Here is a 25,207-nt window from a genome sequence, read left to right as displayed (position 1 = left end):
AATTATGAAGAAAAGAATACACGTTTTAGAAGACGACCAGGATATCAGATATATTATTGAATTTTTATTAAAAGATGAAGGATATGAATTACAATTATCCTCGACTTTTGCGGAATTGAAAAGCAAATTGAACGATGCATTGCCAGATTTGTTTATCATCGATGTGATGTTGCCTGATGGAAACGGAATTGAGATCTGTGATGATTTAAAAACTGACATGTTTACTAAACATATTCCTGTGATTGTGATGTCAGCTAATCCTGAAAGTAAGGAGAAAAGTGTTACTGCACAAGCCGATGCTTATATCAGTAAACCGTTTGACCTGGATTATGTAGTTAAAAGAATAGAAAGACTATTGGTTAAATAAGGTATTAAACGCCCCCTGTTTGCCTAAATTTATAAAATGATGATTTTACTGGAAAACGAAAATATCAAAGTAACTATTTCGGCAAAAGGAGCGGAGTTACAAAGTATCAAAAGCAAAAAAGATAACCTGGAATACTTATGGAAAGGTGATCCTGCTTTTTGGGGCAAATTCAGTCCGGTACTTTTTCCAATTGTAGGGGCGCTTAAAAATAATACCTATTGTATTGGTGATCAATCTTATCAGCTTCCCCGTCATGGGTTTGCAAGGGACCTTGACTTTGAGGCTCAGCAAATTAGTGAGGAGGAAGCTTTATTTACGCTTTCCAATACAGTGAAAACTTCGGAGGTTTATCCTTTTGAGTTTAAATTCAGTTTAAGATACAGGATTTCCGGACCGGCCGTTTCCTGTACTTATGAAGTGAACAATCCAGGAACAAAAGATCTTTTGTTTTCTGTAGGTGCTCATCCGGCTTTTGCTGTTCCATTAACAGCAGACACGGTTTACGAAGATTATTATCTTGAATTTTCTCAGGACGAATCGTTGAATATTCACCAGATTGAAGATAACCTGATTGGTGATCAGGTTGCTATCTTACAGCTCAGCGATCGTAAGCTAAACCTGCAGCATGAATTATTTTATAATGATGCACTGGTCATGAAAGATTTGAACAGTAAGTCTATTCAATTAAAGAACACTAAAAATCAGCATGGTCTTAATTTCCGTTTCATAGATTTTCCTTTCTTTGGAATCTGGTCAGCGAAGGATGCAGATTTTGTGTGCCTGGAACCTTGGTGTGGAATTGCTGATGGCATCCATCATAACCAGCAACTTAGCGATAAAGAAGGGATACAATCTTTATCGCCAGGGCTTGACTGGAAAAGGAGCTGGGAAATTGAAGTCTTTTAATCGGCCTTCAACACACTAACTTTCAGGCTTGATGCCTGTCCGGTTTTAAAATATACACGGTGGGTTGCTTTTTGGAAGTCAGTCTCCGTTGCTTTATATACATTCACAAATGTTTGCGGATTGCGGTCTACTAAAGGAAACCAGGAGCTTTGAACCTGCACCATAATTTTATGACCTTTCTTAAAGCAATGAGCCGCATCCTGCATATCGAATTTGACTTCAGTTACTGCGCCGGGAACCATTGCTTCTGGTGCTGAAAAGCTATTTCTAAATTTAGAACGCATTACCTCACCACGAACCAATTGCTGGAAACCGCCCATTTTTGTACCCGGCAACGGACTGTCATCAGGTGCATCACCAGGATATACATCGATCAGTTTTACCACGAAATCAGCATCTGTACCTGTTGTAGAAACAAATAAGTCGGCTAAAAGATGTCCGGAAATCACTACATCATTTTCCAATATCGGAGTCTGATAAACCAATACGTCTGGTCTTTTTGCCGCAAAACGCTGATCTTCGTACATATAATCACTACCCCTGTCAATTCTTATTTCATTGGTATATGGAACCGGATTTTCTGGATCACTGATAAATTCATCATATTCTTTCGCTTCCTTTAAGGGTGCTTCAAAAGAAAGTTTTCCGCTAGCGTGAAAGTAAAGACGCTCTTCTTTTGCTTCTGCTGGAGGCCATGCTGCATATTTTTTCCATTGATTAGAGCCTGTTTCAAAGATGGTGGCTTTTGGTAGTTCAGGGTTTGCTGTGCCTTTAAGATAGTGGTTAAAGAAAGTAAGCTCAATCTGTTCCCTGTAATAAGGGCCGGTTTCGGAATTAAAACGAACATTGCCAAGTGAAGCATTGCTGCCCGTTGTCCAGCTTCCATGTGTCCAGGGGCCCATTACTAAATAGTTTGGTGCGGCTGGTTTGTTCTGCTCTATACCCGCAAATGTCTTTAAAGGACCGTATAAATCTTCCTGATCAAACCATCCGCCAACTGTCATCACTGCTGGTTTAATGTTTTTGAGATGTGGGACCGGAGTACGCGACTTCCAGAAATCATTATAGTTCTCATTGTCCATCATTTCATTCCAGACCAGATTTTTTCCTTTAAAATAACGTTCATCTGCATTTTTTAAAGGCCCGAGATTTTTATAGAACTCATAAGCATCTGGTGTACCATAAGCGGTAAATCTGTCTGCATGATTTGGAGTAGGCTCAGGTCGTGGTGTTCCGTAATAGGCCAAAAATGAAAACGTGCCCATTAAAAAGAATGCACCGTTATGGTGGCGGTCATCTCCTAAAAACCAATCTGTTACCGGAGCTTGAGGAGAAGCCGCTTTCAATGCAGGATGTGCATCGATGGTAGTCATTGTTGTATAAAAACCGGGAGCAGAAATCCCCCAGGTCCCAACTTTACCATTGTTTCCTTTTACATTTTTAACCAGCCAGTCTATTGTATCATAACTGTCAGAACTTTCATCTACTGTTGTCTTTGTCTTTTTATCAGGAATAAAAGGGCGGTTAGCTACAAATTCCCCTTCAGACATATATCTGCCTCTTACATCCTGATAAACGAAGATATAACCATCTTTTGCAAACACCATTGATGGACCTAAGCTCGTTTTATAAAGCTCTGCTCCATATGGCCCTGCAGAATAAGGAGTCCGGTTGTAAAGTATAGGATATTCTTTTGAGTTATCTTTTGGAACATAAATGATCGTAAAGAGCTTCACACCATCCCGCATTGGTACCAGCTTTTCAATCTTTGTATAATGCGTTGTGATATAAATCGCATTATCCTGATTTTGAGCTGGTCTTTGAGCCATTGTCCCAAATGATAACATAGAGACTGCAGCTGATAAGATATAGGTTTTCGTAGCTAAAGATTTCATACTGGCAAAATAGACATATTGTTTATACAATTATAAAAAGCGTTTCAAATTTTATCATTTGAGCCTTGAATCGTTAATTTCATGATGTGTACATGACCTGTTTAATCTCCAGTTGACCAGGTGAGCTGCTGCCACTGTAAACCCGCCTAAGGGAATTAAAATTGGTTCGAGACTTTCTATACCAGAAAAATGACCAGTAGCGATCAATGCGAAGCCGCTGAATAGCACAAGGAAAGGAAATAATTTATGGTGTTGTTTCCGATAGGACATACTTAAAGAAAGTGTTCCCAGTATTACAGATACGATGATCATAGAGATTTCCACCCACTCATTACTTAAAAATTCAAGCCCTAAAAGTGGAAGGGTAGTCAGAAATATGGGAACTAAGGCACAATGGACCGCACATAAAGTAGAAGCAGTCATTCCGAGCCGGTCGAGACGTTGTGTAGTTTTTGAAAGGGACATAGCATAAAATATTGAACTGCAAATATAGAAGCAACTTTATTGCATTAGATCTGGCTCAAGTCATATTTTCATTTTTACTCCCTTACGTAATATCCAATATTCATTGCACTATTGGGTATTAAATTGTTCCATATCATTCTTACACCGTCCTCACTATCTTTATATTTAACTTCAATTGTCCTGCGTAATTTATTGACTGTTGCACATTCTTTCGGAGATAAATAAAAATCATGTTCCTGGAAAAACTCCATCAAACGATTGAAATTTCTTCTCAAATATTTATCAGACTGACTAAGTTTAGTCAATTCTCTGATGTGCGCAACAATAATTGAATGTTTCACCTGAGCTTTAAGGTCAGGAATGAGATCAATCAGACCATCTTCTGAGATCACCACCAAGACGGTTTGTGCTTTATTGATCATATGTTCATAATATCTGACTGCAGAGTTATAGCGCGCACCTCTGGAAGAATCGCCATTTGCTGTAGCTATACCATCTAAAATGACACCTATTGCATGGCAAGTACAATCAATATCAATTAATACTGCACCATCAATAGAAGTGATCTGGTGAATGATATCCTTGTTAATCCGCATCGGTTTAATCTTAAAACATTGGCTGTTCAGCCGGATAGCTTCCTGATCTGCTTCTGAAGAAATAGCTAAAATAGTTCCGTGTTTTTGTTTGGTTGCTTCCATTGTGACTTCCCACAGTGCATTTAACCTTGACTTATCAATTCCCTGGAAGACTCTTTTCAAACTGGAATAGAATTTTTCTTTATTGATTTTTTCGTTATGCAATGCTGGCATTCTGAACGAAACAGACATCATAATATGATCATGGTGTAAAACTTCCCAGTGAAAATGTTTAGTGAAATGAACAATAAACAAAGACTCATCATGGTAGTTATATTTTCCTGTTAACTGGCCTAAACCATAAATCCAGACTGAATCTGAGAGCATCATTTGTTTATTGTCTGCCAGTTCCAAAAACTTTCTCATCCTGCGGAAATCTTTAATGTGAATAGGGTTTTCAAGCAACATTGTCACTTTAACATTAGGATGCTCTTGCTTTGCAATGACCATTTTTCCAAAACCTTCTTCACCCTCATATTTTAAAGAGGAAATCGTATTACAGGCATCAAATAACACATGCAGCCCGCTGGAATTTTGTCCGGCAAGAGAAATTGTGGTCAGAAAATCATGACCAGCTTTACTCACGAGTTCATCGCGGCTTTTGGCCAATACATTAAAATCTGATTGTGGTTTTGATTTCAGCGCATCTGCTGCGGCATCCAGATATATTTTGATAATACTCTCCAGGAAAGAGCGGCTAATTTGCTGGCCGTTTGGAAGTGTATTTTTAGTCAGGTAATAAAAAGTACTCAGTAGCTGTCTGCTTAATTCCAGAACCGTATAAACGAGATATCCATTGATGTAAACTGGCTCAGAAAAGAAATATGCATTGTTTTTCCCATTTACATGCGTTCTTAAAATATGCTGCATCTCTGTCGTATAGGCAGTATTAAGCGGACCGGTATGGCTCTGTTTCTCCACTTCGTTCTCTTGTTTAACTAGTAAACTATGCTGTATACTCAGTGCTTTTAAAGACACAAAATCTTTCATTTCATATTCGGCGTCCGGACATTCCAGCCTTACAAAAGGAAGGTGCATATCAGGTTTAAGCAATACACCGATCAGGAAAATCCGTGGAGAAAGCCTGTCATCTAATGAATTAAAAAGTTCTTCTGCTGCAAGTTGCAATGAAATCTGGCAATGCTGCTGATGTTCCCAAATCATGTTATTCGCGCCTGTCATACTTAGTGTCGTATTTTTAAAGTAGAGTTTTGGCTATAATAGATCTGAGTTTAAATGGAATAATAAATGATTACCAGCAAATATATTCGATTTTTTATAACTCAATTGTTAAAGAAAGTTAATTAGGTGAGGCATAAATTACTACATTAGTTCTACAAAAAAATACGCTACCTGATGCAACCAACCAAAGCCTCTAATGCTGCTTTAAGCGCAGCTATTTTAGTAGCCTCTCTGGGCTACTTTGTTGATATTTACGACCTGTTATTATTTAGTATTGTCCGTATCCCGAGTTTGAAGTCTCTTGGACTTAGCGGGACACAATTGACCGATACTGGTATTATGTTATTAAATACCCAAATGATCGGTATGCTGATCGGAGGAATTTTATGGGGGATGCTTGGGGATAAAAAAGGCCGTTTATCAGTGCTTTTTGGCTCTATATTTCTTTATTCTCTGGCTAATATCGCCAATGGTCTGGTACACTCTGTCAATGCTTATGCGTTCTGGCGCTTTATTGCAGGGCTTGGGCTTGCAGGGGAGTTAGGTGCCGGGATTACGCTTGTTGCTGAGTTGATGCCTAAAGAAAAGAGAGGTTATGCAACTACCATTGTGGCCTCTGTTGGAGTTAGTGGTGCTGTAGTAGCTTATTTTATTGCACAAATGTTTGATTGGCGAACTTCTTTTTTTATTGGAGGAGGATTAGGTTTATTCCTGCTTTTACTCCGTATCGGGGTAGCGGAATCGGGTATGTTCAGTCAATCCAAAGAAGCGAGTAACCGGGGGGATTTCTTTGCCCTGTTCAAAAATAAAGTTCAGTTTGTTAAATATATCCGGTGTATCCTGATTGGTATTCCTTTATGGTTTGTGGTAGGGATCCTAATTACATTATCTCCTGAATTCGGTAAAGTACTGCGTGTGCAAGGAGAAGTAAGTGCAGGAGCAGCTGTCGCGTGGTGTTATGGTGGGATTGTGATTGGCGATATTGCTGGTGGATTAATCAGCCAATGGATGAAGAGCAGGATTAAAGTGGTTTATATTTTTCTGGGGATGGCAACTATTGGTATTACTGCCTATTTTACGCTGTATGACCTTAGTTTACAGCATTTTTACTGGTTATGTGGTGGTATAGGATTGACTGTTGGTTACTGGGTCATCTTTATGACTATTGCAACCGAACAGTTTGGGACGAATATCAGGGCAACTGTCACTACGACTGTCCCTAACTTTGTACGTGGCGCTGTTGTTCCATTGACCTTACTTTTTCAATTGTTAAAAGGGGCTTTCGGCGGAAATATTATTCATTCTGGAATTACCGTTGCGATAATCAGTTTTGCTGTTGCATTTTATGCCTTAAGCAGGATGAAAGAGACTTTCTCTAAGGATCTGGATTATGTAGAAGAATTTTAATACTTGTTATCTATATATAAAGATATCAAGGTGTCTTTTATTTGGTCTTGCTGTGGTCATAAAGATCAAAGCAAGACCTTTTTTGATTATGACATATCAAATCCATCTTTTGGAATAAAGTTTTGCAGCAGAAAGGTTAAAGTTTAAATTGCAGCTTAATCGATCATCATGCAATATATCCTTGGAATAGACATTGGAACCGGAAGTACTAAAGCGGTAGCCGTAGGGGCTGACCACAAAGCTTTCGATAGCAGTCAATATTTTTATCCAACTGAGGTTACACAACCTGGTTATAGTGAGCAGGATCCTGAGCTGATCTGGCAAGCCTTTCAGCAAAGTATAACTACTGTGGTTTCCAAGCTGAAGTCTGGTCCGCAGGCAATCAGTTTAAGTTGTGCGATGCACAGTTTGATTGCTGTAGATGAAAAGGGTAAAGCACTGGCACCAATGATGACCTGGGCAGACAGCAGAAGTACACCGGTTGCCACATCCTTATTAGCTACTCCATTGGGTGCAGCCTTATATAAAGCAACAGGTACACCAGTTCATTCGATGTCTCCTTTGTGCAAAATCATCTGGATCAGGGAGAATCAGCCTGAGTTTTTCAAAAACGTTCATAAGTTCATTTCTATCAAAGAATATATCTGGTATCGTTTATTCCGCAGTTTTGAAGTAGACCATGCTGTCGCTTCCTGTACCGGGTTAATGGATGTTCAGCAACTAATCTGGCACCCGGAAGCATTGGCTGCTGCTGGAATTAAGCCGGAGCAGCTTTCTGATTTGGTCAGCACGCATTATTTAAGAAGAGATTTTGATGCTGCAGCAACATTATCTGGTTTGGAAAAAAATACACCTTTTGTGATTGGAGCAACAGATGGTTGCCTGGCCAATTTAGGTACAGGGGCAGTAAAACCTGGAATTGCAGCTTTAACTATAGGAACAAGTGGTGCCCTGCGGGTAGCAGGTAATACTGCCGTACTGAATGAAAAGGCAATGACTTTCAGTTACCGTTTGGATGAAGATACTTTTATCAATGGAGGACCTGTAAATAATGGTGGGATTGCTTTAAAGTGGCATATGAAGAATGTCCTTCAAAAAGCTGAACTCAATGAAAGTGACTACGATGAAATACTCCATAAAATTGAGACTGTAAAACCTGGTGCTGAAGGACTTATTTTTCTTCCCTATTTGCAAGGAGAACGTGCACCGATCTGGGATTCTAAAAGCTGTGGTACATTTTTCGGCGTACATCTGAATCACCAGACTGCTCATTTTACCCGTGCAGTGATTGAAGGAATTTGTTTCGCATTGAACGATGTTTTGTTGGCATTAACAGCTTCCGGGCAAGAAATAAAGCAGTTAAACGTGAGTGGAGGTTTTGTGACTTCAGCCATTTGGTTACAAATTATGGCTGATATTACAGGTAAAAGGCTTTTACGCTATAGTGTAGAAGATGCTTCGGCAGTAGGGGCGGCCTATCTTGCTTTTAAAGTGCTTGGTCTGTCAAAATCTTATCCTCTGCCCGATCAACAGGATATCACTTATATTGAGCCTGATGAAAAAAATCATTTGAATTATCAAACCAGTTTTGGTTTTTATAAAAAGATATATGAGCAGTTAAAAGGAGTGATGCACGAAATGTATGATTTGCAGAACAACGATTAGCCTTAAAAAAGAAAAGCTGTTAAGCTGACGATCAGCTTAACAGCTTTTCTTTTTATCAGGAGTCTTATTGATGTACGGAGTTATAACTCTTAACCAAAGAAGTCAGAGATTTTACATCAAAATATTCTATCCCTTTAATACGCTCAGTCAGATCCTGATCATCCGACATTTTTTCTATTAAAATATTTTTAATGTATTGTGTATTGGTATCCGAGTTATCCGGAGTAATTTCCATCATATCACCAGAACCTGGCTTTTCTATATAATATAATGCCCGGCGTTCTCTTCTTGGCCGGTCATCGTCATCTCCACGACCGCCAAAACTTACGCCACCGCCAATCCCAACACCACTATAGCCTCCGGTTCCAATACCCAGGCCGATAGAGGGTGAGAAACGCACCCGTCTTCTAGGCTTTTCAATAACACCTGTGCTGCCCCCCATTGAATATAAGTTCAGTTTACCAGCTTCTACTAATTTAAAAAAACGGTAACCAGTCTTTTTATTTGCTATAAAAGGTTTGCTGACATAGGTTTCCCCATTCCATAAAAACTCCTTAATATCTTTAGCACTATACTGCGCCATTGTTCCATCGTCTTTTTTCAGACCAACAGTCAGAAAATCAGTCCCCTGTATTGTTCCCCGGACAAAATTCCCAGTGTCAATCACTACAGCATCTTGTGCTGAAGCGGCCAGTGCAAGTAAAGAGAAGAGCACCAGGGTACTCATGTATTTTATTAATTTCATCTTCTTTATCTATTGTTTTTTTTTAAGATGGAGCCTTTGATGATTAAAATAATTATTGCTCTGCGAGCTTAACAATTATTTTAATCATGTGGGGTTCATCTCGATTCAAATAACGTGAATTATTTACTAATTGTTGTCATAGGCAGCTCAGATATGCAAAATGCCCTGAAAATTATCCAGGGCATTCTTTTTATACGATTCAGTCAGGAAGCTTAAGCTGCTTTTTTTACAGGTGTTGTCGTCTTAACTGTAGTTTTTTTTACTTCTTTGTTTGTTTTAAAACGCTTATCGGGTGTTCCATCTTTTTTCAAAGGCTGTTTATTTTTTTTATAGCGCATATCTTTTGACCCATCCTTTTTTGTCTGAGCGAATGTTTGCGTGGTTGTAAAAGCCATTACAGCCAACAGCATCATAACGATTAACTTTTTCATATTGCGGTTTTTTTAATTTACATGAAGCTATAAAACATTTTTCAGATTCGCTAGTATATCCAGCCGAATTATAATCTGGCGTATTTCTTGCTTCTTTGAGGCAGAACATACAAATAACGTACCATGACTAAATAAATTCTGCCACGCAATTAGAATGCAATAAAAAAGGGATTAGCATTGCTAATCCCTTTTTGCTATTTCAGCGAATTAAAATATTATTCAGTGACTCTTTTTAAGCCGAATTTCTCAATCTTACTGTAAAGGTGACTGCGTTGAATATCAATATCGTCTGCAGTTTTAGAAACGTTCCAATTGTTTTTTTCCAGTTTAAACTTAATAAATTCTCTTTCAGCATGATCTTTATAATCCTGGAAATTTGTGAATTTATCATAATTAGTTGATCCTGAAGATGAACCATTGCTGTTACCGCTAAAACCATGGTTAGCAGCACCAATATTGGTTCCACCACCTGGATTTGCAAATGCAGTAACCTCATGTTCAGAGATTATTTTATCACTTAGAATGATCAGACGCTCAATCATATTGTGTAATTCACGAACGTTTCCTGTCCAGGGTAAGTTTTGCAACGCAACCATTCCGGCCTCACTGATCTTTTTAACTGGCATGCCGTAATCTTTACAGATATCTTCTAAAAAGCTCATGGCAATTTCAGGAATATCTTCGCGGCGCTCTGTTAAATGAGGAACATGAATGTTGATGACATTTAAACGGTGGTATAAATCCATTCTGAAATTACCATCTTCAATTTCTTTCATCAGGTCTTTGTTCGTCGCAGCAAGCACACGTACATTAACTTCTAATTCCTTTTCACCACCAACACGTGTGATTTTGTGCTCTTGTAAAGCGCGAAGTACTTTTGCTTGTGCAGAAAGGCTCATATCCCCAATTTCATCCAGGAATAAAGTACCTCCGTTTGCCAGTTCGAATTTACCAATACGCTGTTTAACAGCCGAGGTAAATGATCCCTTTTCATGACCAAAAAGTTCACTCTCAATCAATTCAGATGGAATTGCAGCACAGTTCACTTCAATTAAAGGATTCTCTGAGCGGTGTGATTTTTCATGTAACCAACGGGCTACTAATTCTTTACCACTACCATTAGCACCTGTAATCAATACACGGGCTTCGGTTGGGGCAACACGCTCAATGGTTTCTTTGATTTTATTGATATTCTCTGAACTACCCAGAATATCTCTTGTTTTACTTACTCTGCGTTTTAAAACTTTGGTTTCAGTAACCAGGTTACCTCTGTCCAATGCATTTCTGACAGTAATCAGTAAACGGTTTAAATCAGGCGGTTTAGAGATAAAGTCAAAGGCGCCTTTTTTGCTTGCTTCAATGGCCGTCTCTACAGTACCGTGGCCAGAGATCATAATAAATGGTAAATCAGGACTGTGGGCCAATGCTTGTTCAAGCACCTCCATACCATCCATTTTATTCATTTTTATATCACATAAAACCAGGTCGTATTTCTTTTTTTTGATCAGATCTAATCCGTCAACTCCATTATCAATATCCTCTACCTCGTAATTTTCGTACTCTAAGATCTCACGTAATGTGCTTCTTATCGCACGTTCATCATCAATAATTAATAATTTAGCCATAGGGGTTGTTAGTCTTTTATCGGATACGAATATATTTACTAATTATCAAATAATACAGATAAAATAAAAAAATGCAAGCCTGTAAGCCGGGTTCTGTACCTTGATAAATCAAAGCTTCTACCATTAATCTACTATAAACGTCGCCATTTATCTCTAACGACCTACCCACTGACATCGGACGAGCAGCCCTACATGCGTCAGCCTATTTGGTCTTTCAACTCCCGGGGTTTACCAGCCCTTCCGGTCACCCGGAAAATTCGTGAGCTCTTACCTCACGATTTCAACCTTACCTGTGCCCTTGCAGGCCATCGGCGGTATATTTTCTGCGGCACTTTCCATAATTCAGGTCTTCAATCCCAAACCTCTTCCCGTTAGGAAGCGAGATGCTCTGTGTTGCCCGGACTTTCCTCTTTAAGATGCCTGAGCATTACTTCCAGCGATAGAACGGCTTGCATTTTGCGCAAAGGTACAGAAACCGATTTAAAAAATGCTATTTGCAGTTCTTTAGCTCATTTTCCACCTGCTGAGTACTGTACATTCCTTGTTGATGACCGAAGCCATTGGTGATGTAAACTACTAATTGTGCGATATCTATATTAGCCAGGTTAAATTCCGGCATCTTGCCTTCGTAAACCTGTCCATGTACCGTAACCGGTGTAGAAATTCCGTTTTTAATAATACAAGCAAGTTTTTCTTTGTTCGCTTTCATAAAAACACTATCAGTAAGCGGGGGAGTTAAAGTACCCAATCCTTCACCTTTTGCACCATGGCAATTCTGACAATGTTTAATATAAAGATCTCTTCCATTTACATAATACGCATCCTGTTGTACAGTTTCGGCTGTCTGACAAGAATAAAACATGCTGATCAGCGTAAGCAAAACCAGACTGACTACTATAAATTTCCTCATCTCTATTTTTTATCCTCCGCTAATAAAACAGGAATATCTTTTTCTAATTGTGCTACCTGTTCAGGATTTGTTCCATCATAAGCGCCACGGATCCTTCTGTCTTTGTCAATTAAGACCAGAAAGCCCTGGTGAACGTATCCGTCTCTGTTTGTACTGTCTACGTTAACAGCAACCAGGTAACTTTTCTCTGCTAATGTATATACACTGTCTTTCGGACCATATACAAATTGCCATTTTGGTCCATCTACACCAAGCTTTTGGGCATACTTTTTAAGCACTGAAGGTGTGTCATACTTAAAATCTATCGTATGTGATAAAAACATGACATCAGGATTATTTTTGAACTTTTCTGAGATCATTTTCAAGTTTCTATGCATAATAGGGCAGATACTTGTGCAAGAAGTGAAAAAGAAATCTGCAATATAGATTTTATCTTTAAAATGGTCGTTTGTAATATATACACTATCCTGATTCAGGAATTTAAATGCTGGTATTGTTTGGTATATGGTATCAACACCAGCCGTTCCGTCGCTGTTTTTAACTGTTTTAGTGTCTCTTAAGCCATATATCGGAAGTTTTCTTTCATTCTTGCAGGAAGAAGCAAACACTGTGGCAGTCAGTAAAATAGCGCAGATAAGTGTGTATTGATGTCTCATAATATAATTTGTTGATCCGGCAAAGGTACACTACTGTAAAAATAAAGTGTAACACAGCTGTAAATATTTATTAGTTTTGCGCCAAGAATTGTAATGCTTAATGAGAAAGAGATATAATGCTGCCATAACAGCTTTGGGAGGATATGTACCGGAAACCATTTTAACCAATCATGATCTGGAGAAAATGGTGGATACAAATAGTGACTGGATTATTTCAAGAACCGGTATCCATGAGAGAAGAATCCTTAATGATGATTCACTTGCAACCTCCGACTTAGCTACCATGGCAGTCAAAAGACTGTTGGAAGATAGTCACATTAACCCGGATGAAATTGAATGCGTAATTGTAGCTACGGCTACTCCTGACTATATTATGGTTTCGACCGCAAGTATTGTCTGTGAAAAAGCAGGATTGAAAAATGCGTGGGGTGTGGATTCCAATGCGGCCTGTAGTGGCTTTCTCTACGCGCTGACTCTGGGTGCAAGCTTAATTGAGAGTAACCGCTACAAGAATGTAATTGTTATTGGTGCGGATGCAAACAGTTCTATAGTAAATTATGAAGACAGAAATACCTGTATTCTTTTTGGTGATGGTGCAGGCGCAGTTTTGCTGGAGCAGACCGAAGCAGAAACAGGCTTGGTAGATAATGTATTCAAAACCGATGGTCTTGGTAAAGAACATTTGATTGTTACCGCCGGTGGTTCATTAAATCCATCTTCACTGGATACGCTTGATAAAAAACAGAATTACATTTCTCAAAATGGAAGGATAGTTTTTAAAGCTGCAATTGAAGGCATGACGCAGACTTGTAATGAGATCATGGAGAGAAATCACCTGGAGATCAAAGATATCAACTGGTTGATTCCTCATCAGGCCAACCTGCGTATTATTCAGGCAGTAGGAGATAAGTTAGGCTTGAAAGAAGACCAGGTAAAGGTTAACATTCAGCTTTACGGTAATACAACTGCTGCAACAATCCCATTGTGTATGTGGGAATTTAAAAACGATTTCAAAGAAAATGATAACTTGTTGCTCACCGCTTTCGGCGCAGGATTCTCCTGGGGTGCAACTTATTTAAAATGGGGTAAATTAAGGGGGTAACAATCCATGTTCACACGCTTTATAGCTATATTACTTTTACTGTGTTCAGCTTCTGTAAGCCTGTCGGGACTTTTTGTCGTTGCAGGTTTCGAAATGAACCAGGGGTATATCGCGAAAGAGCTTTGCGTGAATAAAGATAAGCCACAATTGCATTGCAATGGGCAGTGTTACCTGATGAAAAAGCTTAAACAAGCGCAGGAGAAGGAGCAAAAGCAAGATCATCAGTTCCAGAAAATCCAGTTGCAGGAAGCTATAGTTTCTATCCCTTTTGTATTTAAACAATATTCTTTTATTGCGATAAACCTGCGTATTCCCTTAACGACAGGAATACCAGTTGCTCGTCTGAGCACTATTTTCCATCCTCCGCAGTTCGCCTGCTAATACCCGTTTAATTCAATTTTTTATAAATCTGTTTAAATATATAAACAGAAATCAAATGATGTAATGTGTTTTTTGCAGCATATCAGGGTTGTTTTACAGCTCCGGATTTTGCAGGATTGTATATATATCACCATTAAAACAATACAATATGAAATTATTTTTAGCCGTACTCGTATTAGCTACAGGAGCAGTTGCCTGTACGCAAACTCCAAATTATAAGTCAGAAAGAGATGAAGTCATGAAATTTCATGATGTGGTAATGGAAGATCATGGTCTATTAGTCAATAATCAGATGAGATTGGATTCTATGCTGAAAGAGATGCCAGCATTAAAAACCAGGTTTCCTTCTACCGATACTTTAAAAGAAAAAGTAGTGATGAAAGCTACTCTGGACAGGTTAAACGTTGCTGAAGAACTAATGAATGACTGGATGCATAAATTTGAACCAGATGTAACCGGGAAATCAAATGAAGATGCAACTAAATATTTTAAAGCAGAAAGAATTAAAATCGGAAAAATCGACAGTTTGTATAAAGCTGAAATTCAATCGTCTGATGCTTACCTGAAACAATTCAAGAAATAATGGGAAGAAGATTAATTTACCTGTTTTTGCTGCTGGCAGTTATAACAGGATGTAAAGATAAAGCTAAAAGGCTCCCTTTTTTGCAACAGGATATAACCGGAACTGATACCACTTACCGGACTATTCCAGCTTTCAGGTTTCTGAATCAGGATAGTGCAGTGGTGACCAATAAAGATTTTGACGGCTCCATTTATGTCGCTGATTTCTTCTTTACTTCCTGTCCTACAATCTGCCCGACCATGCACCGCAACCTATTGAAAGTATACCATAAGTACTTAAACAATCCAGAGGTGAAATTAGCTTCACATACGATTGATGTAAAGTATGATACGCCTTCAAGAATGAAAGCTTATGCAACTAAACTAGGAATTAAAGGTACGCAATGGGAATTTTTATGGGGAACGAAAGAGCAAACTTATGCTTTGGCCGAACGTAATTATCTGGTTTCTGTAGGACAGGATAAGGCTGCACCGGGTGGTTTCATTCATCAGGGTTACCTTGTTTTGGTAGATAAGGACAAAAGGATCAGAGGCGCTTACGATGGAACAGTAGATGCACAGGTTGAACAGCTAATGAAGGATATGGATATCCTGCTGGCAGAATATAAACACTAAGATGAGTACTGAAAATCTTACCCGGACAGTGAAAAGGAACATGTATTCCTGGCACCGTATCCTTGGGATTATAACCATCATTCCAGTAATTTTCTGGACATGCTCTGGTTTAAGTCATCCTATTATTGCCCACTGGTTCAAATTCCAGATTGCTCATGAATATATCAAACCTAAAGCGATCCATAACGAACAGATTAAACTGTCTGTTAATGAGGTCTTACAGAAAAACGGAATCAATTTGTTCCGGAATTTCAGGTTAATCGATTTTCAAGGAAAGACTTTTTACCAGGTGAAAGACCGGAAGAACCAGATCCAGTATTTTTCTGCTGCCGACGGGGTAAAGCTGGTGAATGGAGAACGTTTATATGCCGAATATCTGAGCCGGTATTTTCTGGGCGATAGCACTTCTAAGATTTCATCTGTTACGCAGATCACTGATTTTACTGAGGAGTATAAGTATATCAACCGCCTGCTTCCGGTATGGAAGGTCAGTTTCGACCGTAAAGATCAGATGGATGTTTACGTGGAAACTTCACAAAGCAGACTGGCTAACTACAATGATACCAACAGAAAGGTTTTTTTATGGGTATTCAGTAATTTTCATAGCTATGAGTTTATTGCTAAAATCACGAATAATACTGCGAGATACGTGCTGATTCTTTTACTCGCTTCGATCGTTATCTTTTCCACTCTAAGCGGGCTGCTGATCTATGGTTTTTTATGGAAGAAGTTTAAAAAGCCGGTTACCGGGCAAAAGGTAGGTTTTCTGAGAAAATATCACCGGAGCATCGGTATCTTGACTTCTCTGGTTACACTGACCTTTATGGGCTCAGGTTTTTATCATGCAACACATAAATTTACGCCTGATGACCGGATTAATTATGTTTTTGAGCCTGAAGTAAAAGCGCGTGATCTGGTGATTCCTTCTACTGCTTTGCCGTTGAATTGGGAACAAGTCAGCAATATTTCACTAGCCAGGTTTAATGATAAAACTTATTATCAGGTTTATCTGGTTAAAAAGGAAAACGATAGCTGGAAAAAGCAGCAGGTTGAAAAAGCTGAAACCATGTTTGGGGAGAAAGCTAAAAAGGCGAAACCTGACATTGCTTATTATGATGCTGCTAACGGACAACTCTTGCCAGATGGGATTATGGAATATAGTTATAGTCTGGTCAAACATTTTGTAGCTCAGGGAGCTGCTGATGGAGAAGCTGCTTGTTGTGAAATGATGGCCAATGCGGCAGCTGATGAATCGGCTCCGCTGATTATTTCCTCTTCAGACTATCTGACCAAATTTGATAACGATTATGGTTTTGTCAATAAGCGTTTACCAGTTGTTAAAATAGCTTTAAGTACGCCACAGCACCTCACTTATTATCTGGAAACCGCTACTGGCAGGTTAGCTGCAAAAGTTCAGGATTCAGACAGAAGAGAAGGCTTGAGCTTTGCCGTATTCCATAAATTTTTGCTGGTAGACTTTGCAGGTAAAAACTTCCGGGATTTTCTAACTGCTTTTTCTGCATTTGGTGTCCTGGTGGTAAGTGTTTTAGGATTAATCCTCTTCATTAAAACCAAATAGGGAAAACAAATTAATTTAATAATCGTTTTAAATAGACAGCTGTTTAAACCTATGTAATCATTTACCTGGTTTAAACAGCTTTTTTAAATAACCCTATTGATTACGATGAAATTATTCAAGAGCTTTTTACCTATTGTTCTGTTATTTGCAGGCACACAGACCCTGAGCGCACAATTTAAACTTGCGCCATTACCCTACGCTTACAACGCATTGGAACCTGCTATAGATAAGCAGACCATGGAAATTCATTACACCAAACATCACCAGGCTTATGTAACCAATCTGAATGCTGCTATAAAAGGTACTGCAGCAGAAGGTAAAACACTGGCGCAAATATTAGCTGTTGCTTCTACTTACCCAGCTGCTATCCGTAACAATGCTGGCGGACATTATAACCACTCCTTATTCTGGCAGATAATGGCTCCTAAACCAAAACCCGCATCTCCTGAGTTTTTGAAGGAAATTGATGCAAATTTTGGTACTATGGAGAAATTTAAAGCCGCTTTTGCAGATAGTGCTGCGAAACGTTTCGGTTCAGGCTGGGCTTGGTTGATTGTGCAGAATGGTAAGTTGAAAATTACCACAACTCCTAACCAGGATAATCCATTAATGGATGCAGTTGCTGAAAAAGGACGTCCAATTTTAGCATTGGATGTTTGGGAGCATGCTTATTACCTAAAATATCAAAATAAACGTGCAGACTACATTACTGCATGGTGGACAGTAGTGAACTGGCCCGAAGTAGAGCGCAGATATAACGAAGTTGTAAAAAAATAATCACCCTATGAAAGCTGTCCCAATAGGACGGCTTTTATTTTATCAAAAATATAATGGCAAAAACAGTAGCAGCGAAATTAGTAGAGATACTTATTCAAGCAGGAGTTAAGCGTGTGCATGGCTTAGTCGGCGATTCTCTGAATGGAATTGTAGATGAGATCCGCAATTCCAAAGACATCGAATGGATTCATTACCGGCATGAAGAAGCGGCGGCATTTGCTGCTGGCGCCGAAGCGCAGTTAACAGGTAAATTAGCAGTATGTGCAGGAAGCTGCGGTCCGGGAAATATGCACCTGATCAATGGTTTATACGATGCGCATAAAAGTAATGCACCGGTACTGGCCATTGCGGCACATATTCCAAGCGAGCAGGTCGGTACTTCTTATTTTCAGGAGACGCGTCCTGAATCATTATTCCGTGAATGCAGTTATTATTGCGAAACAATAGCTTCGTCAAGGCAGATGCCAAGAGTTTTACAGATTGCAATGCAGCATGCAATTGGGCAGAATGGGGTAGCGGTCATCAGTTTATCGGGTGATGTAGCCATGGAGAAAATGGAAAATGAGGAATTGGATCATCCTTTGTTCGTCAGTCGTCCGGCAATACGTCCTGCAGATGAAGAATTGCAAAAACTGGCACAATTTATCAATCAAGCTAAAAAAGTCACCTTATTATGTGGTGCGGGCTGCAGAGATGCACATGATGAATTATTAGCTTTTGCAGGTAAAATCAAGTCACCAATTGTACATGCGCTAAGAGGAAAAGAACATGTTCAGTACGATAATCCTTACGATGTAGGAATGACCGGTTTGATTGGTATTTCTTCTGGCTACCATGCCGTAGAGGAAAGCGACTTACTGCTGATGCTGGGTACTGATTTTCCTTATAAAGAATGGTTTCCTTCAAAAGCTAAAATTATACAGATAGATATCAGGCCGGAAAGATTAGGACGCAGGTGCAAACTGGATCTTGGTTTAACGGGAGATGTCAAAGAAACGATTAAATCTTTATTGCCTTTTGTAGAAGAAGTAACGGATATTACATTTTTAGAGAAATGTCAGCAACGTTATCAAGAGAATAGGAAAAATCTGATGGGCCATGCACAAATGGTTTCAGGTAAAGCTATTCATCCGGAATATTTAACGCGTATACTGAGTGAGCAAGCGGCTGATAATGCAATATTTACAGCAGATGTCGGTACACCGACAGTATGGGCTGCGCGTTATGTAGATATGAAAAAAGGCAGAAAGCTGATTGGTTCTTTTAACCATGGATCAATGGCCAGTGCGATGCCACAGGCTATTGGTGCGCAAGTTGCATTTCCTGAAAGACAAGTGATTTCCCTATCTGGAGACGGTGGTTTTGCCATGCTGATGGGAGATATTTTAACAATCTATCAATATGACCTGCCTGTAAAAATCATCGTTTATAACAACAGTTCTCTTGGTTTTGTAGCGATGGAAATGAAGGTAATCGGTATGCCTCCTTTTGGTACAGACCTTAAAAACCCGGATTTCGCTAAAATGGCGCAAGCTATTGGGATCAGAGGAATCAGGGTAGAAGAAGCTGAAGGAGTAGAAGCAGCGATCGCTGCAGCATTAGCGCATCCGGGACCAGTATTAGTGGATGTTGTAGTGAATCAGGCAGAACTGTCAATGCCACCTAAGATAGATTTTGAACAGGCTAAAGGATTTGGGATTTATATGCTGAAACAAACACTGAATGGTGATGGAAAAGAAGTGTGGGATACCATCAGTTCAAATTTTTTAGGTAAATAGCGCTTATGAATGTATTTATAACCAGAGTAATTCCGGAATCAGGTCTGCGTTTGCTGGAAGCAGCAGGGTTGAAAATCAAACAATGGACTCAGCAAAGGAATATGACCCGTGAGGAGTTAATTGCAGAATGCCAGTGGGCAGATGCTTTGCTGAGTGCGGGGCAGCGGCTGGACCGGGACTTTCTGGAAGCAAGTGCGCATTTAAAGGTAATTGCATTGCATTCTGTTGGCTATGATAATGTAGCTATTGAAACAGCAACCCGGCTTAAAATACCAGTAGGTAATACTCCTGGTGTTTTAAGCGGTGCAACTGCCGATACCGCTTTTCTGCTGATGATGGCAGCGGCAAGGAATGCTTTTTATATGAACCGTAAGATTATCAATGGGGAATGGGACTTTTTTGAACCAACGGCTAATTTAGGAAAGGAACTGAATGGTTGTACTTTGGGTGTTTTCGGTTTAGGAAAGATTGGGACAGAAATGGCTAAACGTTGTGCAGGAGCATTTGGCATGAAAATCATTTACCATAACCGCAGCAGAAATGAAGAGGCTGAAAATTTGCTCGATGCAGAACTGGTTTCTTTTGAAGAGTTATTGGCACAAAGTGACGTGCTGACTGTACATACGGCATTAACTGCGGAAACCGAAGGTAAGTTTAACCGTACAGCTTTTAAACAAATGAAACCGGGTTCAATTTTTATCAATACAGCAAGAGGATCGATTCATAACGAGGCAGATTTAATGGAGGCACTGGAAAGTAAAACGATTTGGGGAGCTGGATTGGATGTAACTAATCCAGAACCGATGCATCCCGATAACCGTTTGCTTTTTATGCCTAATGTAGCAGTATTACCTCATATTGGCTCGGCTACTGAAGGTACAAGAAATGCCATGGCAAGGTTAGCTGCGGAAAACATTATTGCAGTATCAAAAGGGGAGAAGCCTCCTTTTCTGGTTAATCCTGAAGTTTATAAGGAGGGTTAATGCCCTTCGTGGATATGGATATGAGTTTTTAAGTGCTCAATTTCATGTTGCATATGTTTCACCTTTTGCAACAGGTTCATGATCGCATCGATACCCTCGATGTTGATTTCTAAATCATAATGGAAATGGACATAACGGTCCATTTCCATTAATTGTTCAAAATGTAAGAATTTGTTTCCGTCAATTATGGTGAGCACGATTAATCCAGACTCTTCCAGTGCTTGAATAAAAGAAGGGTCAATGGCATAATTAACACAGTAATCTCTTATAGTTATTAATTCGTTTTCCATAGGATATTGAATTATTCCATTATTTCGACAGTTCCTGCAGTTCTTTAAATAATTCTTTTTGTCTCTCTGTCAGGTCTGTTGGTATATTAACTGTATAAGTTATAAAAAGGTTTCCAAATTCTCCTTCTTTCTTGTAAACAGGAAATCCTTTGCCTTTTAGTCTTATTTTTGTTCCATTTTGAGTACCCTCTGGTACTTTTAGCTTTACTTTGCCACTTAAGGTGTCAATCGTAGCTTCTCCACCCAGTAAAGCAGTATACAGGTCTATTTCCTTAGTTAAGTAAAGATCGTCTCCTAATCTCTTGAAAATAGGGTCGTCAGTAATTGTTATCGTAATAAAAAGGTCTCCTGCAGGTCCGCTGTTTGCGCCCGGACTGCCCTGACCTTTCAGTTTAATGACCTGGCCATTAGCAATACCAGCAGGAATAGAAATCCTTAAGTTTTTGCCGTTTACTGTAATCGTAGGTTTATGGGTTTCTGCTGCTTCTCTGAAAGAAATTTGCAAAGAAGCCTGTAAATCCTGTCCTCTGAATTTTGCCGCATTTCTTTGCTGTCTGCCGCCACCTCCAAACATCGACTCAAAGAAATCTGAGAAATCGCCACCGCCAAAGTCTGAACCGCCACCAAATCCACCTGAACCACCACGTCTGCCACCTCCACCAAAAGGGTTACCTTGTTGTTGGGCCTGATCTGCATGTTTCCAGTTTTCACCGTACTCATCATATTTTTTGCGTTTATCAGGATCACTCAGGGCTTCATTCGCTTCATTGATCTGCTGAAACAGCTTATTCGCTTCTTTGTCTTTAGGATTTAAATCGGGATGATATTTACGTGCAAGTTTCCTGTACGCTTTCTTTATCTCATCCTGAGTTGCCTTTTTATCCACACCCAGGACTTTGTAATAATCAATGTATGCCATAGTAAAAATATCAGTAGTGCAAATTTACGCTTTATATAGCTAACAACGTTAAATTGATTTTGAATAAGATTTAGTTCGATGCACAAGATGATAACGGGATTATTACGAGTAAGGCTTATGTATTGAACAAAGTGAATCAATACAGAGGAGTTGGAGTGAGTAATTGCCATTTTAACATATTTAATCACGATAAAAACACGGTTTACAACATGAGCATCAGGTTTTAATTAGTTGCGATGAAATAAAATATCGGGGAGACAGTTGAGACTGTTTCATTAATAGTTTTTATTTTTCTAGCTTGGCTTTCTAAATAAAAAAACAAAATGAAACCCCTCTCTATAAAGGATATCGCAAAGAAGGCTAACGTATCTATTACTACTGTCTCTTTCATATTAAATGGTAAGGCAGAGAAAATGCGTATTAGCCAGGACATGATTACAAAAGTCGAGGCAATTATTAAGGAAGTGGGCTTCCGGCCAAACCAGGTCGCGAGAAGTCTGCGTACAGGAAATACCAATACAATTGGTTTAATTGTAGAAGATATTTCTAATCCGTTTTTCGCTGCCATCGCAAGGTTGATTGAGGATAAGGCTTACAAACACGGTTATAAGATTATCTATTCCAGCACCGAAAATAATCTGGACAAGGCAAAAGGCCTGATCAGGATGTTTAAGTCCAGGCAGGTTGATGGTTATATCATCGCACCAATGGCGGGTATGGAAGAAGATATTCGCGAGTTGCTATCTGCCCGTACTCCGGTAGTCGTATTTGACCGTCATTTACCAGGATTGGAAGTGAGCAGTGTTTTGGTAGACAATATTAAGGGAACTTATATGGCTACTGATTCCCTAATCGTTAAAGGAATGAAAAACATCGCTTTCGTTACTGTTGATGTTGAAGTGGAACAGATTAAGGACCGTTATAAAGGTTATGAGCAGGCACTGAAAGCCAATAAGATTGAGATAAATCCAAAACTTTGCAAACTTATTTCTTTTAATAACACTGCAGATGAGACCACTGCTGAACTGACTCAGTTTTTTACGGATAATCCAGAGATTGATGCTGTACTTTTTGCAACAAATTATCTGGCGGTAAGAGGCTTGTTTAGTTTCAGAGAGATGAATAAAAAACTAAATGGTTCATTTAAGGTTATTGCTTATGATGACCATGATATTTTTAAACTGCATTCTCCAACAATCAGTGCGGTAGATCAGCCGATAGAGGAAATTGCTGAAAACGTAATCAACTTTGTTTTAAAAGAGCTGGCTTCGGTAGATTCTTTCGAGAAAAAGGAATTGAATAACGTGGTGTTATCATCCAGATTGATAGAAAGATAAATAAATAAAAAAAGCGGAATCATCTTCCGCTTTTTTTATTTAAAAGGATATTTACGCTTGTAAATCGTCCATCAATGATTTTATTTTAGCACCCAGTGCTGCATCAACCGTTTTGAACTGAGCTTTATCTGCAAGCGGCGCATTCACGCTGCAATAGAACTTTATTTTAGGCTCTGTACCTGAAGGACGGGCAGAAACAATACTTCCATCTTCTGTAATGAATTGCAGTACATCAGACACAGGGAAATCAAGTTTCGTTTTCTCTTTCGTATCTAAATTAGTTTCTACACCTAATTCATAGTCTTTTAAAGTTTTTACTTTAGAACCTCCAAGTTCCAATGGTGGGTTATTTCTGAATTTCTCCATCATCGCCTTGATTTCTTCAGCACCAGTTTTTCCTTTTTTAGTCAGTGAAACCAGTTCCTCTTTATACAAACCATATTCTACATACATATCCAGCATTGCATCATATAAGCTACTGCCTTTATCTTTATAGAAAGCAGTCATCTCAGCAATGAAAGCACAAGAAATAATCGCGTCTTTATCTCTTACCAGCTCACCGATCAGGTAGCCATAACTTTCTTCACCACCGCCAATAAAGGTTTTCTTACCCTGCAGGCTGGTGATCAGATGGCCAATATGTTTAAATCCGGTCAGTGTATTAAAGTATTCAACGTTTTTAGCTTTGGCAATTTCTTCAACAAGGTTAGTGGTTACGATAGTTTTAACGATATATTGGTTACCATCTAACTTGCCTTTTTCCTGCCATGCAGTAAGCAGATAGTTGATTAATAAACTACCAGTCTGGTTTCCGTTAAGCAATACAAATTCTCCATCGCTATTTTTAACTGCAATACCAACACGATCCGCATCAGGGTCAGTTGCCAGAACCAGGTCCGCATCAATTTCTTTCGCTTTATTCAAAGCTAAGGTCATTGCTTCTTTTTCTTCCGGATTAGGATAAACCACGGTAGGGAAGTTTCCATCTGGTGTACTTTGTTCTTTAACTAAAGTTAAATTGGTGAATCCAAATTGCGCTAATGCCTTAGGAACTAAAGTGATTCCTGTACCGTGAATCGGAGAGTAAACTATTTTAAGGTCTTTTTGTCTGGCGATTGCTTCCGGAGAAACTGAAAGCGCAGTAATCTGATCAAGATATAAGGTGTCGATTTCCTCACCGATCAATTCGACAAGTTTATCATTACGTTCAAATTTAACCTCATCGATGCTTTTGATATTGGCAACTTCATCCATCACCATGTTATCATCTGGAGAAGTAAATTGTCCTCCGTCAGCACCATAAGCTTTGTACCCATTATATTCTTTAGGATTGTGTGAAGCAGTAAGCATTACACCGCTGCGGCAGCCTAAGTGTCTGATCGCGAATGAAAGTTCAGGAGTAGGGCGTAATTCTTTGAAGAAATAGACATGAATTCCATTCGCAGAAAATACATCAGCGGTGATTTTAGCGAAAAAGTCTGATTGATTTCTGCTATCATGGGCAATCGCTACTTTAATTTGCTCTCCCGGATATTTTTTCAGCAGATAGTTACTCAGGCCTTGTGTGGCTGTACCAATCGTGTATTTATTAATCCTGTTAGAACCAGCTCCCATAATACCGCGGAGTCCACCTGTACCAAATTCCAGACTTCTGTAAAAGGAATCTACTAATTCTGTAGACGCTTCACTGTCTATTAGCTTTTGGATTTCTTCTTTTGTTTGTTGGTCATAATTGCCATTAAGCCACTCGTTAATGGTGTTTTGTATTGCTGCTTCTAATTGCATGTTCTCCGTTAATATTTGATTATTCTGGTCTATAAACAAAACAAAGGCTATGGATGTTTTTAAGATCTGTTTTTAAATTTCAGACCCTCCAAATTTAATTTTGTTTATAGCATGATTATTAAGCGCGTTTTATTAATTTCACGCCCTAATGCAATTATATACCAAATTAATTGAATTAAAAATACCTGCT

General features: G+C 39.0%; 24 protein-coding genes and 1 other RNA gene. 13 read left to right on the top strand and 12 right to left on the bottom strand.

The window, feature by feature from the left end:
* Positions 1 to 4: 4 nt before the first annotated feature.
* The gene (locus AY601_RS11315; protein WP_068400803.1) at positions 5 to 367 is read left to right on the top strand and encodes a response regulator transcription factor; all 363 of its coding nucleotides are present in this window, start codon (positions 5 to 7) and stop codon (positions 365 to 367) included.
* A gap of 36 nt (positions 368 to 403) precedes the next feature.
* Positions 404 to 1,273: an aldose 1-epimerase family protein gene (locus AY601_RS11310; protein ID WP_232324738.1), complete on the top strand. Its 870-nt coding sequence runs from the start codon at positions 404 to 406 to the stop codon at positions 1,271 to 1,273.
* Here the strand turns inward: AY601_RS11310 and AY601_RS11305 are convergent.
* From AY601_RS11305 to AY601_RS11295, 3 genes are all read right to left on the bottom strand, one after another.
* The gene (locus AY601_RS11305) at positions 1,270 to 3,168 is read right to left on the bottom strand and encodes a CocE/NonD family hydrolase (RefSeq protein WP_068400800.1); all 1,899 of its coding nucleotides are present in this window, start codon (positions 3,166 to 3,168) and stop codon (positions 1,270 to 1,272) included. The genes AY601_RS11310 and AY601_RS11305 overlap by 4 nt on opposite strands.
* A gap of 54 nt (positions 3,169 to 3,222) precedes the next feature.
* A complete protein-coding gene (locus tag AY601_RS11300; protein ID WP_068400797.1) occupies positions 3,223 to 3,633 on the bottom strand; it encodes a MerC domain-containing protein in 411 nt (136 codons plus the stop codon).
* A 74-nt stretch (positions 3,634 to 3,707) separates the two neighbouring features.
* Positions 3,708 to 5,450 (bottom strand): diadenylate cyclase, encoded by a 1,743-nt coding sequence (locus AY601_RS11295; protein WP_068400794.1) that lies wholly within the window; start codon positions 5,448 to 5,450, stop codon positions 3,708 to 3,710.
* Between the two features lie 174 nt (positions 5,451 to 5,624).
* Here AY601_RS11295 and AY601_RS11290 point away from each other — a divergent pair, with 174 nt between their 5' ends.
* Positions 5,625 to 6,857: an MFS transporter gene (locus AY601_RS11290; protein WP_068400792.1), complete on the top strand. Its 1,233-nt coding sequence runs from the start codon at positions 5,625 to 5,627 to the stop codon at positions 6,855 to 6,857.
* Positions 6,858 to 7,025: 168 nt separating this feature from the next.
* A complete protein-coding gene (locus AY601_RS11285) occupies positions 7,026 to 8,522 on the top strand; it encodes a gluconokinase (RefSeq protein WP_068400789.1) in 1,497 nt (498 codons plus the stop codon).
* A gap of 64 nt (positions 8,523 to 8,586) precedes the next feature.
* Here AY601_RS11285 and AY601_RS11280 read toward each other — a convergent pair whose 3' ends face one another.
* The 6 genes from AY601_RS11280 to AY601_RS11255 form a co-directional block, all read right to left on the bottom strand.
* Complete coding sequence (locus AY601_RS11280) at positions 8,587 to 9,267, bottom strand: hypothetical protein (protein ID WP_068400786.1); 681 nt, start codon at positions 9,265 to 9,267, stop codon at positions 8,587 to 8,589.
* 212 nt (positions 9,268 to 9,479) lie between these two features.
* Positions 9,480 to 9,698: a hypothetical protein gene (locus tag AY601_RS11275; protein WP_068400783.1), complete on the bottom strand. Its 219-nt coding sequence runs from the start codon at positions 9,696 to 9,698 to the stop codon at positions 9,480 to 9,482.
* A gap of 215 nt (positions 9,699 to 9,913) precedes the next feature.
* A complete protein-coding gene (locus tag AY601_RS11270; RefSeq protein WP_068400780.1) occupies positions 9,914 to 11,323 on the bottom strand; it encodes a sigma-54-dependent transcriptional regulator in 1,410 nt (469 codons plus the stop codon).
* A gap of 66 nt (positions 11,324 to 11,389) precedes the next feature.
* An RNA gene (gene rnpB, locus AY601_RS11265) (RNase P RNA component class A) lies at positions 11,390 to 11,779 on the bottom strand.
* Positions 11,780 to 11,813: 34 nt separating this feature from the next.
* The gene (locus AY601_RS11260) at positions 11,814 to 12,233 is read right to left on the bottom strand and encodes a c-type cytochrome (RefSeq protein WP_068400778.1); all 420 of its coding nucleotides are present in this window, start codon (positions 12,231 to 12,233) and stop codon (positions 11,814 to 11,816) included.
* Between the two features lie 2 nt (positions 12,234 to 12,235).
* Positions 12,236 to 12,889: an SCO family protein gene (locus AY601_RS11255; protein ID WP_068400774.1), complete on the bottom strand. Its 654-nt coding sequence runs from the start codon at positions 12,887 to 12,889 to the stop codon at positions 12,236 to 12,238.
* A 100-nt stretch (positions 12,890 to 12,989) separates the two neighbouring features.
* Between AY601_RS11255 and AY601_RS11250 the strand changes: the two genes are divergently transcribed.
* The 8 genes from AY601_RS11250 to AY601_RS11215 all read left to right on the top strand — a co-directional run bounded on the left by AY601_RS11250 (position 12,990) and on the right by AY601_RS11215 (position 20,686).
* The gene (locus tag AY601_RS11250) at positions 12,990 to 13,991 is read left to right on the top strand and encodes a beta-ketoacyl-ACP synthase III (RefSeq protein WP_068400771.1); all 1,002 of its coding nucleotides are present in this window, start codon (positions 12,990 to 12,992) and stop codon (positions 13,989 to 13,991) included.
* Positions 13,992 to 13,997: 6 nt separating this feature from the next.
* Positions 13,998 to 14,372, top strand: coding sequence for a hypothetical protein (locus AY601_RS11245; RefSeq protein ID WP_068400767.1), 375 nt, complete (start codon positions 13,998 to 14,000; stop codon positions 14,370 to 14,372).
* Positions 14,373 to 14,520: 148 nt separating this feature from the next.
* Positions 14,521 to 14,955 (top strand): hypothetical protein, encoded by a 435-nt coding sequence (locus AY601_RS11240; RefSeq protein WP_068400764.1) that lies wholly within the window; start codon positions 14,521 to 14,523, stop codon positions 14,953 to 14,955.
* Positions 14,955 to 15,569, top strand: a complete 615-nt coding sequence (locus tag AY601_RS11235) for an SCO family protein (protein ID WP_068400761.1) — start codon at positions 14,955 to 14,957, stop codon at positions 15,567 to 15,569. The genes AY601_RS11240 and AY601_RS11235 overlap by 1 nt, the downstream gene beginning before the upstream one ends.
* Position 15,570: 1 nt before the next feature.
* Positions 15,571 to 17,148, top strand: a complete 1,578-nt coding sequence (locus AY601_RS11230) for a PepSY-associated TM helix domain-containing protein (RefSeq protein WP_068400758.1) — start codon at positions 15,571 to 15,573, stop codon at positions 17,146 to 17,148.
* Positions 17,149 to 17,253: 105 nt separating this feature from the next.
* Positions 17,254 to 17,925 (top strand): superoxide dismutase, encoded by a 672-nt coding sequence (locus tag AY601_RS11225; RefSeq protein ID WP_068400755.1) that lies wholly within the window; start codon positions 17,254 to 17,256, stop codon positions 17,923 to 17,925.
* Between the two features lie 53 nt (positions 17,926 to 17,978).
* Entirely contained in the window at positions 17,979 to 19,703 is a 1,725-nt protein-coding gene (gene poxB, locus AY601_RS11220) for a ubiquinone-dependent pyruvate dehydrogenase (RefSeq protein WP_068400752.1), read from the top strand.
* A 5-nt stretch (positions 19,704 to 19,708) separates the two neighbouring features.
* Positions 19,709 to 20,686, top strand: a complete 978-nt coding sequence (locus tag AY601_RS11215) for a 2-hydroxyacid dehydrogenase (RefSeq protein WP_068400749.1) — start codon at positions 19,709 to 19,711, stop codon at positions 20,684 to 20,686.
* Here AY601_RS11215 and AY601_RS11210 read toward each other — a convergent pair.
* Together AY601_RS11210 and AY601_RS11205 are read right to left on the bottom strand one after the other, a co-directional pair.
* Positions 20,683 to 20,976, bottom strand: coding sequence for a chaperone modulator CbpM (locus AY601_RS11210; protein ID WP_068400746.1), 294 nt, complete (start codon positions 20,974 to 20,976; stop codon positions 20,683 to 20,685). The two genes, AY601_RS11215 and AY601_RS11210, sit on opposite strands and share 4 nt — an antisense overlap.
* A gap of 19 nt (positions 20,977 to 20,995) precedes the next feature.
* Positions 20,996 to 21,895: a DnaJ C-terminal domain-containing protein gene (locus tag AY601_RS11205; protein ID WP_068400742.1), complete on the bottom strand. Its 900-nt coding sequence runs from the start codon at positions 21,893 to 21,895 to the stop codon at positions 20,996 to 20,998.
* 323 nt (positions 21,896 to 22,218) lie between these two features.
* Here AY601_RS11205 and AY601_RS11200 point away from each other — a divergent pair, with 323 nt between their 5' ends.
* The gene (locus AY601_RS11200; protein WP_068400738.1) at positions 22,219 to 23,232 is read left to right on the top strand and encodes a LacI family DNA-binding transcriptional regulator; all 1,014 of its coding nucleotides are present in this window, start codon (positions 22,219 to 22,221) and stop codon (positions 23,230 to 23,232) included.
* A gap of 51 nt (positions 23,233 to 23,283) precedes the next feature.
* Here AY601_RS11200 and AY601_RS11195 read toward each other — a convergent pair whose 3' ends face one another.
* Positions 23,284 to 25,017 carry a phospho-sugar mutase gene (locus AY601_RS11195; RefSeq protein WP_068400734.1) on the bottom strand — a complete coding sequence of 578 codons (1,734 nt, stop codon included), beginning with the start codon at positions 25,015 to 25,017 and terminating at the stop codon, positions 23,284 to 23,286.
* Between the last annotated feature and the right edge of the window lie 190 nt (positions 25,018 to 25,207).

Source organism: Pedobacter cryoconitis (assembly GCF_001590605.1).
Taxonomy (GTDB): domain Bacteria; phylum Bacteroidota; class Bacteroidia; order Sphingobacteriales; family Sphingobacteriaceae; genus Pedobacter; species Pedobacter cryoconitis_A.
Note: the sequence above shows the minus strand (reverse complement) of the source record. Positions and strands in the feature narration are given on the sequence as shown.